This window comes from Planobispora rosea, assembly GCF_014648175.1.
GTDB lineage: Bacteria > Actinomycetota > Actinomycetes > Streptosporangiales > Streptosporangiaceae > Planobispora > Planobispora rosea.
Map to the genome: position 1 here is coordinate 165540 of NZ_BMQP01000012.1, position 14913 is coordinate 180452.

The 14913-nt window shown below is 70.5% G+C and carries 17 protein-coding genes; 10 read left to right on the top strand and 7 right to left on the bottom strand.

The window, feature by feature from the left end; translation table 11 throughout:
• Window positions 1-39 precede the first annotated feature (39 nt).
• Window positions 40-492: a carboxymuconolactone decarboxylase family protein gene (locus IEZ08_RS14650; protein ID WP_203863179.1), complete on the bottom strand. Its 453-nt coding sequence runs from the start codon at window positions 490-492 to the stop codon at window positions 40-42.
• Window positions 493-539: 47 nt separating this feature from the next.
• Between IEZ08_RS14650 and pdxR the strand changes: the two genes are divergently transcribed.
• The 8 genes from pdxR (at window position 540) to IEZ08_RS14690 (ending at window position 8707) form a co-directional block, all read left to right on the top strand.
• A complete protein-coding gene (pdxR, locus tag IEZ08_RS14655) occupies window positions 540-2048 on the top strand; it encodes a MocR-like pyridoxine biosynthesis transcription factor PdxR (RefSeq protein WP_189242309.1) in 1509 nt (502 codons plus the stop codon).
• Window positions 2049-2086: 38 nt separating this feature from the next.
• Window positions 2087-2551 carry a MarR family winged helix-turn-helix transcriptional regulator gene (locus IEZ08_RS14660; protein ID WP_068927932.1) on the top strand — a complete coding sequence of 155 codons (465 nt, stop codon included), beginning with the start codon at window positions 2087-2089 and terminating at the stop codon, window positions 2549-2551.
• Between the two features lie 87 nt (window positions 2552-2638).
• A complete protein-coding gene (locus IEZ08_RS14665) occupies window positions 2639-3730 on the top strand; it encodes an NAD(P)/FAD-dependent oxidoreductase (protein ID WP_189242310.1) in 1092 nt (363 codons plus the stop codon).
• A gap of 113 nt (window positions 3731-3843) precedes the next feature.
• Entirely contained in the window at window positions 3844-4749 is a 906-nt protein-coding gene (locus IEZ08_RS14670; protein WP_068927930.1) for an LLM class flavin-dependent oxidoreductase, read from the top strand.
• Between the two features lie 332 nt (window positions 4750-5081).
• Entirely contained in the window at window positions 5082-6326 is a 1245-nt protein-coding gene (locus IEZ08_RS14675; protein WP_068927929.1) for a cation:proton antiporter, read from the top strand.
• Between the two features lie 140 nt (window positions 6327-6466).
• Window positions 6467-6919, top strand: a complete 453-nt coding sequence (locus tag IEZ08_RS14680) for a CBS domain-containing protein (RefSeq protein WP_068927928.1) — start codon at window positions 6467-6469, stop codon at window positions 6917-6919.
• Window positions 6916-8208, top strand: coding sequence for an ArsB/NhaD family transporter (locus IEZ08_RS14685; RefSeq protein WP_068927927.1), 1293 nt, complete (start codon window positions 6916-6918; stop codon window positions 8206-8208). Before IEZ08_RS14680 ends, IEZ08_RS14685 begins: the two co-directional genes overlap by 4 nt.
• 151 nt (window positions 8209-8359) lie before the next feature.
• On the top strand, window positions 8360-8707 hold the full coding sequence (locus tag IEZ08_RS14690) for an integrase core domain-containing protein (RefSeq protein ID WP_189242311.1): 348 nt from the start codon (window positions 8360-8362) through the stop codon (window positions 8705-8707).
• Window positions 8708-8906: 199 nt separating this feature from the next.
• Here the strand turns inward: IEZ08_RS14690 and IEZ08_RS14695 are convergent, their stop codons facing one another.
• A complete protein-coding gene (locus tag IEZ08_RS14695; protein WP_189242312.1) occupies window positions 8907-10859 on the bottom strand; it encodes a heavy metal translocating P-type ATPase in 1953 nt (650 codons plus the stop codon).
• A 128-nt stretch (window positions 10860-10987) separates the two neighbouring features.
• Here IEZ08_RS14695 and IEZ08_RS14700 point away from each other — a divergent pair, with 128 nt between their 5' ends.
• Window positions 10988-11377 carry an ArsR/SmtB family transcription factor gene (locus tag IEZ08_RS14700; RefSeq protein WP_068927924.1) on the top strand — a complete coding sequence of 130 codons (390 nt, stop codon included), beginning with the start codon at window positions 10988-10990 and terminating at the stop codon, window positions 11375-11377.
• Here the strand turns inward: IEZ08_RS14700 and IEZ08_RS14705 are convergent.
• Both IEZ08_RS14705 and IEZ08_RS14710 read right to left on the bottom strand, forming a co-directional pair.
• Entirely contained in the window at window positions 11316-11597 is a 282-nt protein-coding gene (locus tag IEZ08_RS14705; RefSeq protein WP_141704299.1) for an MFS transporter, read from the bottom strand. The genes IEZ08_RS14700 and IEZ08_RS14705 overlap by 62 nt on opposite strands.
• A 55-nt stretch (window positions 11598-11652) precedes the next feature.
• On the bottom strand, window positions 11653-11871 hold the full coding sequence (locus IEZ08_RS14710; RefSeq protein WP_068927923.1) for a hypothetical protein: 219 nt from the start codon (window positions 11869-11871) through the stop codon (window positions 11653-11655).
• A 163-nt stretch (window positions 11872-12034) separates the two neighbouring features.
• On the opposite strand from IEZ08_RS14710, the gene IEZ08_RS40625 reads away from it, so the two are divergent.
• On the top strand, window positions 12035-12790 hold the full coding sequence (locus IEZ08_RS40625; RefSeq protein ID WP_373294351.1) for a helix-turn-helix domain-containing protein: 756 nt from the start codon (window positions 12035-12037) through the stop codon (window positions 12788-12790).
• A 6-nt stretch (window positions 12791-12796) separates the two neighbouring features.
• Here the strand turns inward: IEZ08_RS40625 and IEZ08_RS14715 are convergent, their stop codons facing one another.
• From IEZ08_RS14715 to IEZ08_RS14725, 3 genes are all read right to left on the bottom strand, one after another.
• Complete coding sequence (locus IEZ08_RS14715) at window positions 12797-13873, bottom strand: acyl-CoA desaturase (protein ID WP_189242313.1); 1077 nt, start codon at window positions 13871-13873, stop codon at window positions 12797-12799.
• 4 nt (window positions 13874-13877) lie between these two features.
• Window positions 13878-14201 carry an STAS domain-containing protein gene (locus IEZ08_RS14720; protein ID WP_068927922.1) on the bottom strand — a complete coding sequence of 108 codons (324 nt, stop codon included), beginning with the start codon at window positions 14199-14201 and terminating at the stop codon, window positions 13878-13880.
• A 115-nt stretch (window positions 14202-14316) separates the two neighbouring features.
• Window positions 14317-14871: a DUF5994 family protein gene (locus tag IEZ08_RS14725; protein WP_068927921.1), complete on the bottom strand. Its 555-nt coding sequence runs from the start codon at window positions 14869-14871 to the stop codon at window positions 14317-14319.
• Window positions 14872-14913 lie beyond the last annotated feature (42 nt).

Consider the following 14913-nt stretch of genomic DNA (forward strand, 5'->3'; position numbering starts at 1 on the left):
CACCGCCCGGAGTCGGAGAGAACGGAGGCGCGGGTGCGGTCACTCGGTTCCGGGGGTCTTGCGCGTGGTCACGTTCATGCGGTTCCACACGTTGACCGTGAAGATCAGCGCGATGAGCTGGGCGAGCTCCTTGTCGTCGAAGTGCCGCGCCGCCTCGTCGTACACCGCGTCCGAGACCCCGTGGGGGAGCAGGGTGATCGCTTCGGTCAACGCGAGGGCCGCCCGCTCCTCGGCGGTGTAGAGGCTGGACTCCTCCCACGCGCTCAGCTGGTAGATGCGCGCCTCGCTCTCACCCGCCCGGCGTGCGTCACCGGTGTGGTAGTCGATGCAGTACGCGCACCGGTTGATCTGGGAGGCGCGGATCTGCACCAGTTCGAGCAGGGCCGGGTCCAGACCTTCGCGGGCTGCGGCGTCCAGGGACAGAACGGCCTTGAAGACCCGGGGAGCGACATCGGAGAAGTCCATGCGCGGGGAAACGGCGATGTTCGTCATGCCCCTGAACCTAAGATCGAGAGTGACCGGAAGTATGGTGCATTCGCGTGGATGATTCGTGGGTCAATTCCTGGCGTGCCGGCCGTCCGGACCGATGCGAGGAGGGGAGCGCCGGTTCGAAGAGCGGCAGCGACCTGCATCTGGAGCTCACCGGCGAGGGCGGCGCGCGAGTGCGGTTGATCCGGGCCCTGCGCGAGGCGATCCGTTCGGGACGGCTGGCGTCCGGCACCCGGCTTCCCCCCTACCGCGCTCTCGCCCTCGATCTGGGCATCGCCCGCAACACCGCCGCCGCCGCGTACTCGGAACTCATCGAGGAAGGATGGCTCATCGCCCGTCAGGGATCCGGCACCCACGTCGCGCGCCGCGCCGTGCCACTGGAACCCGATCGGCGGGGCCTGTCCGCCCGCCCGGCCCGCCGCGGACCGGCGTACGACCTGATGCCCAGTTCCCCCGACGCCTCCGCCTTCCCCCGTTCCTCCTGGATCGCCTCGGCCCGGCGCGCGCTGGCCGGCGCGCCCAGCGAGGCGTTCGGCGTCGGCGACCCCCGGGGCCGACCGGAGTTGCGCCGGGCGCTGGCGGAATACCTGGCGCGCACCAGAGGCGTGCGCAGCGACCCGGACCGCATCGTGATCTGCTCGGGCTTCGCCCAGGGGCTCCGGCTGGTGTGCCAGGTGCTGCGCGGCCCCGTCGCGGTCGAGTCGTACGGACTCGACTTCCACCGCTCGGTCCTCACCGACGCGGGTCTGGCGACCGTGCCGCTCGCCGTGGACGCCCACGGCGCACGGATCGAGGAGCTCGCGGCCACCGGCGCGCGGGCCGTCCTGCTGACGCCCGCGCACCAGTACCCCACCGGAGGGGCGTTGCACCCGCGGCGCCGGACCGCGGTCATCGACTGGGCACGCACCACGGGCGGCCTGCTGCTTGAGGACGACTACGACGGGGAGTTCCGCTACGACCGCGAGCCGGTCGGCGCCGTCCAGGGCCTCGATCCCGATCGGGTGGTGTACTTCGGATCGACGAGCAAGAGCCTGTCGCCCGCGCTCCGGCTCGGCTGGATGGTGCTGCCGGGCCGGCTGGTGGACGACATCGTCGCGGCCAAGGGCCCGCGTGAACTGTGGTCGGGTGTGACGGACCAGCTCACGCTCGCCGACTTCATCGCGAGCGGCGCCTACGACCGTCACCTGCGCCGGATGCGCAGGATCTACCGGCGCCGCCGGGACATGCTCACCGCCGTGCTCGCCGAACGCGCCCCGCACATCACGGTCAGCGGCATCGCGGCAGGACTGCACGCCGTCCTCGAACTCCCTCCGGGCACCGAGCAGGCGACCCTTCGCGCCGCACGCCGCCTCGGCATCGCTCTGGACGGCCTGGGCCCCTACCTGCATCCCGGCAGCACGATGCCGCCGCGCGACGGCCTGGTCATCGGATACGGCACACCACCCGAGCACGCGATCACCGCCGCGCTGGAGGCCCTCTGCCTCGCCCTGCCCGACCCGCGGCGCCCTCCCCTGCGGTCCGCCGGGCGCATCCCCCAGGTGCGCTCCGGCAGAAAGTAAGACGTTAGTTCGTCCTGCGAATTTGTTACCCTTGGCCGGTGAGTGAGCATGTTGACGGTCCGATCGGGGTGGTGGCCGCGCTGGTGCGCTCCGCCTTCCTGGTGGACGCCGTGTACGCAGCGTCCGCCCGCGAGTACGGCCTGACCCAGCAGCAGGGCCAGTTGTTGTGCGTCCTCATGCCGCAGCCGTACGGCATGAGCGAGCTGGGTGCGATGCTCGGCCTGGCCAAGTCGAGCCTGACCGGCCTGGTCGACCGCAGTGAACGCAACGGCCTGGTCCAGCGCAGGCCCGACCCGCGCGACTCCCGCGCGGTTCGCGTGGCGCTCACCCGGCGGGGGGCCAAGCTGGTCGAGGAGTTCTACGCCGAGACCTGCCGCCGCATCGAGGAGCTGACCGCCGGGTTCGCCCCCGAGGAGCGCGACACGCTCGCAGCCCTGCTCGGCCGCGTCGTGGAGGAGAACAAGGTGCCCAGCGTGTTCATGGAACCGGACCACCCACGCTGACCGGAAAGAGGGTTGAAGTTCGTATCACGAACTAATATGGTTCGTGATACGAACTTCAACCCTCTTTCCGGGAGCGGAGTGTCAGAAATGAGTCGTACGGTTGTCATCATCGGCGGCGGTTACGGTGGTTCCGCACTCGCCAAGGCACTGGACCCTGTGGCCGACGTCGTCCTCATCGAACCGCGTGAGGCGTTCGTCAACTCCGCGGGCTCGCTGCGGGCGCTGACACAGCCCGGCTGGGCGGCCCGCATGTTCTTCCCCTACGAGCAGTGGCTCAGGCGCGGCACAGTGGTGCGCGAGCGGGCGGTCGCGGCGGACCCCCGCGGCGTCACCCTGGCCTCGGGCCGGCGGATCGAGGCCGACTACCTGGTTCTCGCCACCGGTTCCAGCTACGCCTACCCGGCCAAGCCCGCCTCCGACTCCACCGCAGAGGCCATGGACGACCTGCTACGGACCCACAAGGAGCTGGCCGACTCCGAGCGGGTGCTCATCCTCGGCGCCGGACCGGTCGGACTGGAACTGGCCGGCGAGATCAAGGAGGCGTGGCCGTACAAGCACGTGACCATCGTCGACCCCGTCGAGCGGCTCCTTCCGGCCTTCCCCGCCGAGATGCGCGACGAACTGCACCGCCAGCTCGACGAGTTGGGCATCGACCTGCGGCTGGGCACCGGCCTGAGCGCGCCCCCGGTGACCGAGCCCGGTCAGGCGGGAACGTTCACCGTCGCCACCACCGCCGGAGACGAGATCACCGCCGACATCTGGTTCCGCGCGCACGGCGTACGGATCAACAGCGACTATCTCGCGGGAGGCGAGCTGACGACGCGCACGCCCTCGGGGCAGGTGGCCGTCACCGACGCCCTCAATGTGCGCGGCTACGAGCACGTCTACGCCATCGGCGACATCACCGACGTCGACGAGGCCAAGATGGCCGGATACGCGATGCAGCACGCCGAGGTGGTGGCCCGGAACATCCTCGCCCAGTTGCGCGGCGAGCGGCCGACGGCCACCTACCGGCCGCTGCCCCACCCCATGATCCTGCTGCCCCTCGGCCCGCGCGGAGGCGTCGGCCAGTTGCCCGGCCCCGAGGGGCCGATCGTCGTCCCGGCCGAGACGGTCTCGGCGTACAAGGGGGCCGACCTGTTCACCGGCCGTTTCACCGAGCAGTTCGGCGCGGCCTGAGACGGACCGCACCCGGCCGGGCCGCAGCGGAGCCCGGCTCCCCAGCACCCCCAGCACCCCAGCACGCGCCGGAAGCACACGCCCGGTGAGCATCTTCTTTGAGAGGTGAGGCAGTGTCTGCACAGGACGTCGTCTTCGGCTTCGGCGCGCACAGCGGCATCGGCGAGATGCCGGAACTGCTGCGCACGATCCGGCAGGCCGACCGTGACGGGCTCGACGTCTTCTCCCTGTCGGACCATCCCTACATCGGCGGGCGCCTGGACGCCTACGCCGCACTCGGATTCGTCCTCGGGCGGACGGAGCGCATCGCGGGATTGGCCAACGTCACCAACCTGCCGACCCGGCCCGCCCCCATGCTGGCGCGGACGGTGACGTCGCTGGCGGCGCTGTCGGAGGGCCGGATCGTCCTGGGCATGGGCGCGGGCGGGTTGTGGGATCGGATCTCCGACATGGGGGTGCCGAGGCTCTCACCCGGCGACGCCGTGGACGCCTTCGAGGAGGCGATCGTCCTGGTCAAGCTGCTGTCGGGCGGCGGGCCGCCGGTGACCTTCCGCGGCCGGCACTACCGGGTGGAGCGGATCGAGCCGGCCCCGGTGGCCGCGCCTGCGGTGTGGACCGGGTCGGTCGGCCCGAAGTCCCTGGCCGCCACCGGCCGGGTGGCCGACGGCTGGATCCCCGGCCACGCCGCGGACTGGCTCAGCGAGCGCTACCGTACGTCGCGGCCGATCATCGACGAGGCGGCGGCGGCCGCGGGCCGCGATCCGCGCGAGATCCGTACGGTCTTCAACTTCCCCGGGCGCATCACCGACCGGCCGCTGCCCGCCACACGCGACCGCGACGGCCGCTGGATCGGCGGCTCCGTCGGCCAGTGGGCAGAGGAGCTGACCGGCGCCGTGCTGGAGCACGGTGCGTCGGGCTTCACGCTCTTCGCGGCCGACCACGGCATGCCGGACCCCGTCACGCTCGGCCGCTGGGCGGGAGAGATCGCCCCGGCCGTACGCGAGGCCGTCGCCAAATAGCGCGTCCCGCACCAGTCCCACGTGCAGCGAACGCCTGTGGGCCGCCTCCCGACAGGCCGTCGGCAACCCGCCCTGCGCCTGGTGAGGACTGGCGGACTGGCGGACTGCCGAACCGCCGGACTGCCGGACTGCCGGACTGCCGGACTGGCGGACTCCATCGAAGGAGACTTCGCTGACCGCCGGTCCCGTCCGTTCCTCGCCGGTCGCCTGCTGTTACGGTTGGGGGCGGTGCGCCGGGAAGTCTGGTCGGCAATGCGATGGTGATCTGACCGGATCGGAGGCGTTCTCATGGTGCGACGGCAGCCGGTATCCCCGGCGGGAAAGACCCTCCGATGAGCGCATTCCTGACCGTGTTCGCCTGCGTGCTGCTGCTGGCGGTGCTGCTGTCCAGCCTGGCCCACCGCACGATCCTGTCCACGGCGGCGCTGTTTCTGGTGGCCGGGTTCATGCTCGGCGACGGCGTCCTGGGCGTGGTGTCGATCAGCGCCGCGGACGAGGCCGTCGGCATGCTGGCCGAGCTGGCGCTGTTCGCCGTGCTGTTCACCGACGGCATGCGCCTGGGCTGGGCCGAGCTGCGCAGCGCCTGGCGGCTGCCCGGGCGCGCGCTCGGCTGGGGCCTGCCGCTCACCCTGGTCATCACCGCACTGGGCGCGCACTACCTGATCGGCCTGGGGTGGATCGAGTCCCTGCTCATCGGGGCGATCCTCGCCCCCACCGACCCGGTCTTCGCGGCCGCCCTGGTCGGCAACGAGAAGGTGCCGCCCCGGCTGCGCCAGTTGCTCAACGTCGAGTCCGGCATCAACGACGGCCTGGCGCTGCCGTTCGTCATGGTGTTTCTGGCCGTGGCCGCCGGATCGGCCGATCTGCACCTGGGAGAGCTCGGCCTGGAGCTCGGCCTCGGCGTGCTGATCGGCGTCGCCGTACCGTGGGCGGCGATCAAGTTGGAGCAGACCCGCTGGTTCTCCGCCTCCACCCAGTACGAGCCGCTCAACGCGCTGGCCATCGGTCTGCTGGTGCTGGCGCTGGGCAAGGCCACCCACGGCAACCTGTTCCTGGCCGCCTTCGCCGCGGGCATCACGGTGGCCACCTTCGGCCGGCGGCAGCGCGAGTCCTTCGAGCACTTCGGCGAGCTGATCGCCGAGCTGTTCAAACTGGCCGCGCTGCTGGTCTTCGGCGCGCTCATCACCCCGGCCCTGCTGGGCGCGGTCGGCTGGCGCGGCTGGCTGTTCGCGGTGCTGGCACTGGTGCTGGCCCGGCCGGTCGCGATCTGGATCTCCTTCCTGGGCTCCGGGCTGTCGGTGCGCGAGCAGGCCGCGGTGGCCTGGTTCGGCCCCAAGGGTTTCGCCTCGGTGGTGTACGGCCTGATCGTGCTGGGTTCGGGCATCGCCGCGGCGGACGAGGTCTTCCAGCTGGTCGCGGTGACCATCGTGCTGTCGATCCTGCTGCACTCGTCCACCGACATCGTCGTGGCGCGCTGGTTCGACGACGAGCGTGAGGTGCCCGCCTGGTACGGCGCCGCCGGCCGGGTCCGCGCCCGCCTGCGCGGCAAGGAGCCGGACGGCGACGGATCACCGTAGCCTCACCGGGGCGGGGGAGGACGCGTCTCTCCCACGTAATGGTCAAGACCGTTTCATCCCGGTGGCGCCTGATACGGTGACGGCAGGTGCGCCGGGAAGTCTGGTCGGCATGTGATGACTCGCTGACTGAAGGATGTGCCGTGCGCGCTCGTGATCTGCTTGCCGATTTCCCGGTGGTGGGACTGGACTCACCCGTCATCGACGCGGCGAGGTTGCTCGCCGAGCAGGACCTGCCCGGCCTCATCGTGGTCGATCACGACGGCTCGCCGCTGGCCATCCTGCCCGGCACCGAGGTGCTGGCCCTGGCCGTGCCCGCCTACTGCCAGGATGATCCGGCCCTGGCCCGGGTGGTCGATGAAGCCCATGCCGACGGGTTCCTGCGCGCCCTGAGCGGCCGGACGGTGCGCGAGTGCCTGCCGCCCCGGCCACGTGAGCTGCGTGAACTGCCGGTCGCCGACCCCGACGCCACCGTTCTGGAGCTGGCCGCGCTGATGGCCCGCACGCACAGCCCGCTGGTGGCCGTGCTGGAGCAGGGGCGGTTGGCCGGCGTGGTCACGCTGCAGGCGCTGCTGGAGCGGGCGCTGGCCGGATGAGCGTACTCGCCTGGGTGTCGGTGGCGGTGTTTCTGGGCGCGTACGCGCTGATCGCCACGGAGAAGATCCACCGGGTCGCCGCCGCCCTCGGCGGCGCCGGCATCATGCTGGCCATCCACGCCACCGACGCGGAGGCGGCGTTCTTCTCCGAGCACGCCGGCATCGACTGGAACGTCGTCTTCCTGCTGCTGGGCATGATGGTCATCGTCGGGGTGCTCAAGGAGACCGGTGTCTTCGAGTATCTGGCGATCTGGGCCGCCAAGAAAGCCCGCGGCAGGCCGTTCCGGCTGATGGTGTTGCTGGTGCTCATCACCGCGGGTGCCTCGGCGCTGCTGGACAACGTCACCACCGTGCTGCTGATCGCGCCGGTGACGTTTCTGGTGTGCGAGCGCCTGGCGCTGCCGGTGGCGCCGTTCCTCATCGCCGAGGCGATGGCCTCCAACATCGGCGGGGCCGCCACCCTGGTGGGCGATCCGCCCAACATCATCATCGCCAGCCGGGCGAACTTGAGTTTCAACGACTTCCTGGTGCACATGGCGCCCATGGTGATCGGGCTCATGGTCGTGTTCGTCGGGCTGTGCTGGTTGATGTTCGGCCGCTCCTTCAGCTACGACCCCGAGCGGGCGGCGCAGATCATGGCGCTGGACGAGCGCGAGGCGATCGCCGACCGGCGGCTGCTGTGGCAGAGCCTGGCGGTGCTCGCGCTGGTGATGGCCGCCTTCGTGCTGCACCCGGTGCTGCACTACGAGCCGTCGGTGGTGGCGATTCTGGGCGCCGGGATCCTGGTGGCCGCCACCAAGGTCACCACCGAGCAGGCCATCGCCGAGGTGGAGTGGCCCACCCTGGTGTTCTTCGCCGGTCTGTTCGTCATGGTCGGCGCCCTGGTCGAGACCGGCGTCATCGGACAGCTGTCGCAGGCCGCGGTGGATGCCACCGCCGGTCAGCTGGAGCTGACCACCATGGGTCTGCTGGGCGCCTCGGCCGGACTGTCGGCCATCGTCGACAACATCCCGTACGTGGCGACCATGAGCCCGATCGTCGAGCAGCTGGTCCAGGCCAACGGAGGCAACGAGACGGCCCAGGTGCTGTGGTGGTCACTGGCCTTCGGCGCCGACCTGGGCGGCAACGCCACCGCGGTGGGCGCCGCGGCCAACGTGGTCGTCCTCGGCATCGCCGCGCGCAACCGCACGCCGATCAGTTTCTGGCAGTTCACCAAGTACGGCCTGATCGTCACGGTGGTGACCGTCACGCTGGTCGCGCCGTACCTGTGGTTGCGTTACCTGATGTGACCCGGTGCCTGCGGCCGACCGGTCCGGCCGCAGACCGGGTACAACCCACCCGAGAACCTCGGTGCCGGGAAGGGACCGACGTCGCCGGCCGGGTAGTCGATCCCGGCTCGTAGGGGCCCAGGACCGAGCGGGAGCGGGCGACGGTCACCTGGTGCTCCCCGCTCGTGCCGCCCGGGTTGCGGGCTCACCGGCTGCTGACGCCGGGCACCCCGCTGGCCTGGCACCGCCGCCTCGAACGGCGCCGGCGAACTGCTACGCCGAGCGGTGGGTGCGCACCGTACGGGCCGAGTGCACCGACCGCATGCTGATCTCCAGCGAACGGCACCTGCGGTCCGTTCTGACCAAGAATGCCGCTCACTACAACGGGCATCGACCGCACCAGTCCCGCGCGCAGCGACCACCCGATCACGACGAGCGGACCGTCGTACCGCTGGAAGGCCGGATCGAACGCCCGAGGGCGTTCAGCGGGCCGATCGACGCCTACCACCGAGCCGCGTAGCCGTTCCAGAGAACTCCCAGATCAAGCCCTATGCGATGAGTTTTGAAGCGGTACAGGGCCTTCCCCCCTGGACGCAGTCACGATCGTCGCGGCTCTGCGTTCTGCTCGGTGCGTTCACTGGGCGGTCTCTTCCAACGGGTCATCGCGGAGTGTGCAGCAGCTGCAGCTTGCGCGGATGAATATTCGGCACTCGCGGTGCTCACTTCCGAGGGCGGATGGGACCGGCGGCGCGGTACCAGGCGGTGTCGCGCAGCAGGCGCAGCCCGTTGAGGGCGACAATGACGGTGGAGCCTTCGTGCCCGGCCACGCCGAGCGGGAGGGGCAGCTCGCCGAACAGATCCCAGGTGACCAAGACGGTGATGAAGGCGGCCGCGATAACGAGATTGGCGATCACGATGCGCCGGGCGCGCCGGGCCAGCGCGATGGCGGTGGGAACGGCGGTCAGCTCGTCGCGGGTGATGACCGCGTCGGCGGTGTCCAACGCAAGGTCGGATCCGGCACGGCCCATCGCGATGCCGACGTGAGCGGTCACCAGGGCGGGGGCGTCGTTGACGCCGTCACCGACCAGCGCCACCCGGGCACCGCGGCGCTGCAGGTCGGTCACAGCGTTCACCTTGTCCTCGGGCAGCAGTTCGGCGCGCACGTCGCCGATGCCCGCCTGACCGGCCAGTTGGACGGCGGCTGGCGCGTTGTCGCCGGTCAGCAGTACAGGCGCGGCACCCGTCAGGACGGTCAGGCGGGTGACGGCCTCGGCGGCGCCGGGGCGGATCTGGTCAGCCAGGGCCAGCACACCGACAGCCGTGCCGTCGAGGCGGACCACGACGGCGGTGTATCCACTGTTCTGCAGATCAGTGATCGCCTCGTGTGCGGCCCGGTTCCGGTCGTGCCGGGGACCGGTGGGGCCGGCGACCTCGACGAGCAGGCCGCCGACGCGGGCACGCACGCCCCGGCCGGGCTCGGAGGCGAACTCGTCCGCCGGTGCGATCGCTAGACCGGCCGCGTGGGCGGCCCGTACCACGGCGCGGCCCAGGGAATGCTCCGAGGGTTGCTCGGCGGCGGCCGCCAGCGCCAGCAACCGCTCCTTGGTAAGGCCCCCGGTGCGGCCCGTGGCGGCACCGGGCAGCAGGCGGACCTCGGCCAGGTGCGGACGGCCCTCGGTCAGGGTGCCGGTCTTGTCAAAAGCCACCCGGGTGACGGTGCCGAGCCGCTCCATCACGAGTGCGGACTTGACCAGCACCCCGTGCCGTCCGGCGGTGGCGATCGCGGCCAGCAGCGGTGGCATGGTGGCCAGCACCAGCGCACACGGAGAAGCGACGATCATGAAGGTCATCGCGCGTAGCAGGCTGTCTTGCACGTCGGCGCCCCACAGCAGCGGCAGGGCGAACAGCGCCACCGTGGCGGCGACCATGACGACGGAGTAGCGTTGTTCGACCTTCTCGATGAACAGCTGGGTGCGTGCCTTGGTGGTGCTGGCTTGCTCCACCAGGGCTGCGATCCGGGCGATGACGCTCTCGGCGGCCGGGCGCGTCACCCGCACGTGCAGCACGCCGGTGCCGTTCAGGGTTCCGGCGAAGACCTCGTCGCCGGGTTGCTTGTCGACCGGCAGGCTCTCGCCGGTGATGTTCGCCTGGTCGACGTCGCTATGCCCGGTGATGACGTGGCCGTCGGCGCCGATCCGCTCGCCCGGCCGTATCAGGATCACCTCACCGGCCCGCAGTACGGCTGCCTCCACCACCTCCTCCGCCGCCCGGTTCCCGGTAACGGTGAGCCGGGTGGCCCGCTCGGGAGCCAGGTCCAGCAGGCCGCGTACCGAGTCGGCGGTGCGCTTGGTGGCCACGGCCTCCAGTGCGCCGGAGGTGGCGAAGATGACGATCAGCAACGCGCCGTCGAGGACCTGCCCGATCGCGGCGGCGCCGATCGCCGCGACGACCATCAGCAGGTCCACGTCCAGCGTCCGCTCGCGCAGCGCCCGCAGCCCGGCCAGGCCCGGCTCCCAGCCCCCGGCGGCGTAACAGGCCAGATACAGGGTCCACCACAGCCACGGCGGGGTTCCGGCCAACTGACACAGGCCGCCGGCGGCGAACAGCGCGGTGGCGACCGCCGCCCAGTGCACCTCGGGTAGCGACCACATGGCCGACCGCCATGACGTCATATTCCGCGTCGTGGGAACGACTGTGGTCTCAGGGGTGGGGGAGGTTCTCAGCTCGGTCACCGGAGCATCGTATATGCGCAGCTACGCATATACGCAAACAATAAGGTCGAGAGCTATATGCTGGCGTCATGCACACCTCGCTGCCCGACTTCGAGATGCCCAGTGAGGAGCAGGTGCACCTGGCCGCCGAGTCGTTCCGGCTGCTGTCCGACCCCACCCGCATCAAGATCCTCTGGGCGCTGCTGCAGGGCGAGTCGTCCGTCGCCTGTCTGGCTGAGCTCGCCGACGCCGCCCCCACCGCGGTCAGCCAGCACCTGGCCAAACTCCGCCTTGCCGGGTTGGTCAAGGGCCGCCGCGAGGGCACGTTCGTCTACTACAGCGCCGCCGACGAGCATGTACGCCGGCTGCTGAGCCAGGGCCTCTATCACGCCGACCACATCGACCGGGATGACTCGCCTACCGCTCCGGGACGTGCGGATGGCGCGCAACCAGCCAGACACCACCGGCGATCGCCATGATCGAGCCAAGAGCGACGAACACCGTGGTCACGCCCAGCCGGTCGATGAACATGCCGGTGACGGCGGAGGAGACACCGAGACTGAAGGCGGCTGTGGCGCTCCATAGAGAAATGACTCGTCCACGGGTCTCGTTCGACGTTGCGGACAGCAGGACGGCCATGGCCGCCGGGCCGTACACCTGTACCGCTTCAAAAGTCATCGCATGGTGTTTGACCTTCATATCGACCTGATGCGGCGGCTCAGGAAAGATCGGTTCTTGTGTCTCTCCGTCTCCTCTACCTGTCGGAGTCGATCGCGGCGTCGACGTCGCTGCGGAACTCGGCGTAGTCGATGCGCGGCAGGCGGGCGGCGGTGCGCCTGAGCTCGCTCCACGGCACGAAGGTCCGGCGGCCGGTGACCAGCCGGAGCGCGTGGGCGCAGACCTCGACCAGCTGGCCGGGGGTCAGCTGCCCGACGAGGTGGTGCACGTCGTCGTAGTCATGGGCGGCGGTCATGTCTTCGGGCGTACGCACGACCCTTGCCCGGGTGGTGGGAAATACCGTGGGCACTGGAGCCGAGGCCCGGTGGTCTCGCGGATCCGGATCGTGTCGTGCAGGGGTCCTTCGCCTGGTCTTGCGGGGGCCGGAAATTCATCCGCGCAGGCCAGAGCGCTGACTGGTGATCACGTACCTCGAGTCTCGGAGCCGTGAGATCCACGCCGCCGCGGCCTGCACGCCCCGGCGTCGAGGGCGTCCGCGTACCATCTCCTCCATCCGTCTGCTGGTGCTGCGTCTGGCCCGGGAGAATCCCTGCTGGGGGTACCGGCGTATCCACGGCGAGCTGGCTGGGTTCGGCGTCACGGTCGCCGCCTCCACCGTGTGGGAGATCTTGAAGGTTCACGGCATCGACCCGTCACCCGAGCGGCAGCACACCGCCTGGGCCGATTTCTTACGCAGCCAGGCGTACGCCCTGCCGGCGTGCGACTTCTTCGAAGTCCGCACCCTGACCGGGGCCCGGCTGTACGTCTTCGTTCACTGCGGCCTTCGACGCGGTGCTGGCCGATACCGGACTTCGCGTCGTTACGACCGGCATCCGGAGATCCCCCGGATGAATGCGATCATGGAGCGGTGGATCCAGACCTGCCGCCGTGAACTGCTGGACCGCACCCTGATCTGGAACCACCCGCGACACCTATACCAGCGTCTACCCGCAGGGGGTCCAGGCCGCCGCCGAATCCACCGCCGCTCTGATCACTACCGCCACCAGCGGCTCCACCGCGCCGAAAGCACACCTGATCGGTCTGCCCCCGGTGGCGAAAAAGCAGTAACCCCCGGTACCCGGTCAGCGGAGATTCCGGTCCCGGGCAGAATCCAGCTGACAGGGAATCGGCACTGGCCGTTGTGTCCGGGCATACCCGCACCCGGTTCCTGGTGAGCTCGCTTACGGGCGTCGGTACGGGGCGGGCCGACGCTGGTCGCCGCGGCGGACGCCATTACGGTGGCCGGTCAGCTGGGGGACGGCGCTGGTCGGGCTTGTGCCGGTGCGCAGGGAGTGGATGCTCGCCACAGTCCGAGGACGCTGGAGGTCGCCAGGGGTATGCCAGTGCACGTGGTCGGCCCAGCGCAGGCGTTCGAACAGGCGGATGAGGGTGGCCGAGGGGTCGATCTGGCGCCGGCCGCGACCGTGGCGGGCGCAACTGGGCTGGCTGTGGTGGCCGTTGTGCCAGCTCTCTCCGAAGGACAGCACCGCCAGCGGCCACAGGTCGGTCGAGCGATCGTGCTTGCGGGTGGCGTGGGGCCGGTCGCCGATCATGTGGCACAGGGAGTTGACGCTCCAGGTGACGTGCTGCAGCAGGGCGATGCGGACCAGGCCGGCCCATAAGAACGCGGTCAGCCCGCCGTACAGGCTGCCGCTGATCGCCCACCCGGCCGCGAACGGCAGGAGCAGGGAAGCGGCGCACAGGACGGGGAAGGCACGCGCGATGCGTACCATCATCGGGTCGCCGAGCAGGTCGGGGGCGTAACGCCCGGCGGGGACGTGCTGGTCGGTGAACAGCCAGCCCAGGTGGGCGTGGGCCAGGCCGCGCAGCTGCCCGCCGAGGTGGGCGCCGTAGCGGTAGGGCGAGTGCGGGTCGCCGGGACGGTCGGTGAAGGCGTGATGGCGGCGGTGCACGGCGACCCAGTCGATGAGGTTGCCCTGGAAGCTCATGGATCCGGCCACCGCCAGGGTGGCACGCAGCCAAGGGCGGGCGGTGAAGGAGCGGTGGGTCAGCAGCCGGTGGAAGCCGACCGTGACCCCGAACCCGGTCACGACGTAGAAGGCGACGGCCAGCAGCAGGTCGGTCAGGGTGATCCCGTTACCCCAGGCCAGCCAGACGCCGACGGCCAACGCCAGGAACGGGGTCAGCACGATCGCGGTTGTCAACGCCACCTGCCCGGTGTGGGCGGTGGGGTGCTGCGCGGCCTGCGGGAACGGCGAGCGCCCGTCGTAAGCTTCGGCGGGGGAGTGAGCGCGCATCCGATCACGCCGCCATCAGCATGCTGCGATCCAGGCCGGTGATGTGCAGGATCCGTGACATGCACGGACTCGGCGCGGTCAGGACGAGGGTGATGCCTTGCGTCCGGGCACGGCGCTGGACGTCGATCAGCGCGCTCAGCCCGGAGGCGTCGCAGAACGACACCTCCGACAGATCGAGGACGAGCAGGTTGGTGCTGTAGTGCAGGGCACTCAGCAGACGGCGGCGAAGTGCTGTGCGGGTGAGGATGTCGATTTCCCCGGACAGGCGGATGACGGTGGGAGCTGATGAGCCGACCCCGCTGGGCGGGGAGGCTGTGGCGACGGTCATGAGATTCTCCGATCGGAGAAGAGAAGGAAGCAGAAGAAGCGAGGCGACTTCCGGCCGGCTGCCGGATCGCGACATCGGTGCCGCTTGAGCCGGCTGCCCGGTCAGGCTCGGGAAGTCAGGGCGCGGCCGGGTGATCGGCGAGGTGTCCGCCCTCGTTCTCCCAGCCGGCAGGGCCGTCATCGTCCAAGGCGCGGACGGCCGGTACGGCGGAGCGTCGCGCGAGGGTGACGATGTCGGCCGGCCGGAGGCCGAGCGTGCCTGCGGCGGCGAGTGCGAGAGCGAACCTGGCGGGACCGGCCGCCGTGTCCGGTGTGATGACCAGCAAGGTGACGGGCTCGGCACCTGCGAGGATAAGCGTGATCAGGTGGGGGTGGGTGTGGCGGAACCATCCCACCTTGATCTGACGTCCCCGGGCCGGGATGCGGCGCGGGATGTGCTCCCAGGCGTTCAGGTGCAGGCCGACGCGGACCGTGTTCCGGCCGAGTCGCTGATCGACGGCGGCGATGAGCCCGGGCAGTTCGGCGGCGGCGTCACGAGAGTACGGCCACCACGCCCCGTCCAGGGTGCCCCGCCGGCAGGGAAGGGGATCCAGACTGATCCGGACCGGTGAATCGACCGTGGGAACCCTGGCAGCGGCGGCGCCCAGCGGTGTGAGATGAGAAAGCAGCATTGGCGTCATGGTCATGATCGCCTGGCCTATCCAGGCCCTCCA

Bases quoted from the DNA above. Each gene is read 5' to 3' on its own strand.
- IEZ08_RS14650 (WP_203863179.1), bottom strand. From the start codon at position 492: ATGACGAACATCGCCGTTTCCCCGCGCATGGACTTCTCCGATGTCGCT.
- IEZ08_RS14665 (WP_189242310.1), top strand. From the start codon at position 2,639: ATGAGTCGTACGGTTGTCATCATCGGCGGCGGTTACGGTGGTTCCGCA.
- IEZ08_RS14675 (WP_068927929.1), top strand. From the start codon at position 5,082: ATGAGCGCATTCCTGACCGTGTTCGCCTGCGTGCTGCTGCTGGCGGTG.
- IEZ08_RS14685 (WP_068927927.1), top strand. From the start codon at position 6,916: ATGAGCGTACTCGCCTGGGTGTCGGTGGCGGTGTTTCTGGGCGCGTAC.
- IEZ08_RS14695 (WP_189242312.1), bottom strand. From the start codon at position 10,859: ATGACGTCATGGCGGTCGGCCATGTGGTCGCTACCCGAGGTGCACTGG.
- IEZ08_RS14700 (WP_068927924.1), top strand. From the start codon at position 10,988: ATGCACACCTCGCTGCCCGACTTCGAGATGCCCAGTGAGGAGCAGGTG.
- IEZ08_RS14705 (WP_141704299.1), bottom strand. From the start codon at position 11,597: ATGAAGGTCAAACACCATGCGATGACTTTTGAAGCGGTACAGGTGTAC.
- IEZ08_RS14710 (WP_068927923.1), bottom strand. From the start codon at position 11,871: ATGACCGCCGCCCATGACTACGACGACGTGCACCACCTCGTCGGGCAG.
- IEZ08_RS14715 (WP_189242313.1), bottom strand. From the start codon at position 13,873: ATGCGCGCTCACTCCCCCGCCGAAGCTTACGACGGGCGCTCGCCGTTC.
- IEZ08_RS14720 (WP_068927922.1), bottom strand. From the start codon at position 14,201: ATGACCGTCGCCACAGCCTCCCCGCCCAGCGGGGTCGGCTCATCAGCT.
- IEZ08_RS14725 (WP_068927921.1), bottom strand. From the start codon at position 14,871: ATGCTGCTTTCTCATCTCACACCGCTGGGCGCCGCCGCTGCCAGGGTT.